This is a genomic window from Ideonella sp. P3_A4 (genome assembly GCF_056403075.1).
The window spans coordinates 1-4,020 of the sequence record NZ_JBFUGE010000549.1 but is presented as its reverse complement, the minus strand read 5'-3'; the positions used below and the strand labels follow the sequence as shown (position 1 = coordinate 4,020).

5 protein-coding genes are annotated in these 4,020 nt (G+C 66.5%); all 5 read right to left on the bottom strand.

The features are described from left to right. The coding region (locus AC1DYI_RS28690) for a dimerization domain-containing protein (RefSeq protein WP_477207530.1) at positions 1-514 on the bottom strand (514 nt) is incomplete at its 3' end. Positions 515-1,157: 643 nt separating this feature from the next. Beyond that, positions 1,158-1,439 (bottom strand): hypothetical protein, encoded by a 282-nt coding sequence (locus AC1DYI_RS28685; RefSeq protein WP_477207529.1) that lies wholly within the window; start codon positions 1,437-1,439, stop codon positions 1,158-1,160. 138 nt (positions 1,440-1,577) lie between these two features. Next, on the bottom strand, positions 1,578-2,354 hold the full coding sequence (locus AC1DYI_RS28680) for an SDR family NAD(P)-dependent oxidoreductase (RefSeq protein ID WP_477207528.1): 777 nt from the start codon (positions 2,352-2,354) through the stop codon (positions 1,578-1,580). Between the two features lie 90 nt (positions 2,355-2,444). Beyond that, positions 2,445-3,029: a TetR/AcrR family transcriptional regulator gene (locus AC1DYI_RS28675; RefSeq protein ID WP_477207527.1), complete on the bottom strand. Its 585-nt coding sequence runs from the start codon at positions 3,027-3,029 to the stop codon at positions 2,445-2,447. A gap of 107 nt (positions 3,030-3,136) precedes the next feature. After that, positions 3,137-4,020 (bottom strand): GDSL-type esterase/lipase family protein (locus AC1DYI_RS28670; protein ID WP_477207526.1); only part of this gene is annotated, 884 nt, incomplete at its 5' end.

Genomic DNA, 4,020 nt, shown 5'->3' with positions numbered 1-4,020 from the left:
GCTTGAAGGCGGGCAGGGTTTCAAGCGCGGCCACCAGCAGCGGCATGCGCCGGTTGCGCACTGTCTCGCCGCGAGCGTGGGCGAAGTCGGCTTCGAGGCGGGGATGCGAGGCCAGGCGTTCATACAAGGTGCCGCCGGCACCGGGCAGCACATCGAGGCCCGCATTGCTGCCTTCGCGCAGCGAGCGGGTCAGGTGGGCCCAGGACGGCAGGTAGACCTGGCGGATCCAGTCGAAGTCGACCGGCAGTGAGGGCGCTGCGGCCAGGAAGCCGTCGAGCCGGTAGCGACCGCTGGCCTCGTCGCGACTGAGCAGCCCGAATGCGCAAGCCGCCAGCAGCAGCAGCCGGACCGAGTGCGTGGGAATGCCGAGGCCCAGGCGGATGTCGTCCGCCGTCAGTTCGACCTTCGGATTGTTCTCGAACAGTTTGTCGAGACCCAGCTCGCGCGACGTCCTCAGAACCTGGAAATAGACGTAGTCAAAGGAGCGGTAGCCTAGTGTTTCATCGGATCGCATATCGGACCAGTGCTTCAGAAATGAGGTGATGGAATGGGGGCACCCTTCAGGTCATCGCGTGACGCGTCTGCAAGCCGAAGCACACCGGTTCGCACCGATGGCGGTGGCTGAAGATTCGCATGTCGATGCCCTGTCGAGGGTTGCCCCGCGCGTGGCCGCGCTCGTCGCGTTCTCCCCGGAACTGCGAGAGAAAAGAGCAGAGCTGGCGGGCGTTTTACCGACCGTGTTTGGCCCTGTCAATCCAGCATCGCCGCGTTTCGGATGCGATATTGGGGGTGCCGATTCGGGATACGGTTCGGCACACAACACATGACTTTCGCCACTGGAAAACAGTGGCAAAGATATTTGTTGTCGTCAGAGTTTCGGGAGGCGTCAGATATTCTGGCCGCGTGTCGCAGCGGCGGCAGTTTCAACAACTGCAAAGATACTGCGGGTGCCACCTGTTTCAAGGTTAGGTTCGACGCAGCTTCGTCGAAGCCGAGCCTGGGCTCGATGCTTGGCGCGGAGACAGGCGAGACGTCGATCGGCGCCCGACTGATGTAACGCGGCGCCAAGCGACGTGCGCGAAGAAAGCGTCGGCGGTGGTGACGCGCCAATCCAGGCGCGCCGCGACGCTGCGTTCAGCGAAGGGGCCGAAGCCGAATCAGTGGAACGATTCGGGGTCCAGCGTGCAGCGCGCGCTGACCAGGGTCTGCGCGTCGCGGCCGTCGGCGGTGGTGGGCCACTCGCCGCGCGCTTCGAAGATGGCCGAGCCGCGCGTGATGCATTGTTCGCGTGGCGTGGCCAGGTCGACTTCGATGCCCTTGGGGGTGGGCCGCATCACATAGGCGGCCAAGGCCGTGGCTTCCACCAGCGCCAAACCGGCGACCACCCACACCCATTTGCGGGAGGTGGGGCGGGTCTTGTCGAGAAACAGCGTGCGCATGGGGGGCCAGGGTCAATACAGCTCGGGAGGCCCGGATTCTGCGGACGCGGGGCCGGGGCGTATCTCCCTCGATTGGGGGAGGCCCCGGTGTTTCGCCGCCCTTTTCTAGGGGGATGGTCGGTCAGACGTAACGACTTGTCAGAGATTGCGCCCCGCCATCACCCCGCCGTCCACGTCCCACACCGCGCCGGTGACCCAGGCGGCCTGGTCCGACAGCAGGAAGGCGACGACGTTGGCGACGTCGTCCGCCGTGCCGATGCGGCCGATCGGGTGGAAGCCGTTGAAGCCCTGCAACGCGGCGTGCACGTCGGCCTTCGGAATGAAGCCTTCATACACCGGCGTTTCGACCACGGCCGGCGAGACCGCGTTGACGCGGATGCGGTGCTCGGCCAGCTCCATCGCCAGGTGCTGGGTCAGCGCGTGCAGCCCGGCCTTGGCCATCGAATACGCCGACGACGGGGTGGCCTTGATCGCCTGCTGGGCCCACATCGACCCGATGTTGACGATCGCGCCCGGCCGCCCGGCAGCCACCATCTGCGCCGTCACCTGCTGGGTGATGAAGAAGGTGGCGCGGTTGAGGGCGTGGTACTGGTCGAAGTCTTTCTCGGTGTGCTCGAGGAACGACTTGGGGAAGAACACGCCCGCCGCGTTGACCAGCAGGCTGATGTCGCGGTGTTCTTCGCTCAGGTGGTGCAGCAGCTGTTGCACGCCTTCGCTACGGCTGATGTCGGCATTCAGCGCGGCGACCGGGCCCAGGGGCTGCAACTGGCGCAGCGCCTCGGCCGTCTTGGCAGGCTGCCGCCCGACGATCACGGCGCTGCCGCCACGCTCCAGCACCTGGCGCGCGGTGGCCAGGCCCATGCCGCTGCTGCCGCCGACGACGAGCAGCTTGTGGCCCGAGAAGACTTTGTCCATGAGATTCTCCTGAAAGTTATCTACCAACCAATTGGTAGACTGTTGCGGTAAAAAAAGGGGTGGGCTCAAACCCAGCAAGAAGAGGCGGGCTCAGGCCCGCAGGGTCGACAAGAACGCCTCGGCCACGTCGGCCGGGCTTCGGGGGGAACGCAAGCCGCGGCCGACCACCATCGCCCCTTCCAAGGTGCACAGGTAGGCCTCGGCCAGCGCGCGGGCATCCGGCGACGGGCGGATCAGCCCGGCCCGCTGGCCGGCGAGAAAGGTCGAGGCCAGCCAGTCGATGTTGGCCTCGAAGAAGTGCCGCACCTCGCTGGCCAGGGCTTCGGGCAATGAGTCGGCCTCGGCGCCCAGCATGCCGCACAGGCACAGGCGACGGTTGTGGGCGAAGGTGCGCTCGAACAGCGCGGCGTAGGCGGCCAGGCGCTCGGGCGCCTTGGGCAGCCGGCCTTCGATGCCGAGTAGCTGCTCGCGGAAACGGTGGGTGTAGCGCTGCGTTACCACCGCCACCAGCTCGGCCTTGGTCGGGAAGTGGTGGTGGATGCTCGGCTTCTTGATGCCGACCAGCTGCGCCACGTCGTCGTACGAAAAGCCGGTGTAGCCACGCTCCTGCACCAGGCCTTCAGCGGCGTCGACCACCTTCTCGGCAGTGGCCGAGATTTCGGAGAAATGCTTCATGTGAATGACAGAACTACCGACTACTTGGTAGGCATCATAGCATCGGCAACACGGTCGTCAACAGCTCCTCGTTTCAGAGATGAGGCCGCGCAAGGGCCGAGGTCGATTCAGATCTGCGCGGTGGCGGAATGGTGGGCTGTGTGGGCCTGCACGGCGTGCGCGATCTGCGCTGGCGGCAGCGAATGGCTGGCTGCGAGGACCGGGCGTTGTGCCAGCACCTGCTTCATCACCACCGAGCGCATCAGCCAGCCATAGCAGTAGCGGTAGCCATGGCTGTTGGGGTGGAAGCCGTCGACGGCGAAGAAGCGCTCACGCTGGCGCACCAGCAGATCGCGATGCTCGCCGCCATGAAAGCCGATGTACTCCGCGCCATGCTTCTGCGCGAGGCGATGGAACAACTCGCAGGCCAAGCGCGAACGGCGGGACAACCACCAACTGAACGGTGGTCGAAACAGCGGGGCCAGCCCGACATCGCCAGGCCCGATCCAGACGACGCGCTCGCCGGTTGCGTGCAATCGCGGCAACAGCGCTTCGGCGGCCTGCTGCATCACGGCGAGGTTGGGGCTGCGCAGGATGTCGTTGCCGCCCACGTGCAGCAGCACCAAGTCGAAACGCGCCCCGGGGTGATGGTTCAGGCGACGCAACTGGCCCGGCACATCACCCAACGTCGCGCCTGACACGCTGAGGTTGACCACCTCGGCGCCTCGGCACTCGGCGGCCAGCAGGCCGGCAATGGACTGCGTGGGGCACTCGGCACCGATGCCGACGCCGGTGCTGTCACCGAGGATCAGCACGCGGCGCTGGGCTCGCACGGCGCGGTATTGATAGGGCCGGCGCGGCGGCGCGGCGTCCGCGTCGCGCAATGCACGCCGCACCCGAAGCGCCTGGTCGGTGCTGATGGCCGCCAGCACGCCCAGGGCGCACAAGCTGGCCAACTGGAAGACCGTGCCGAGGCCGGCCTTCGAAAAGAGTGAGGCCATGGCGTCCGTCC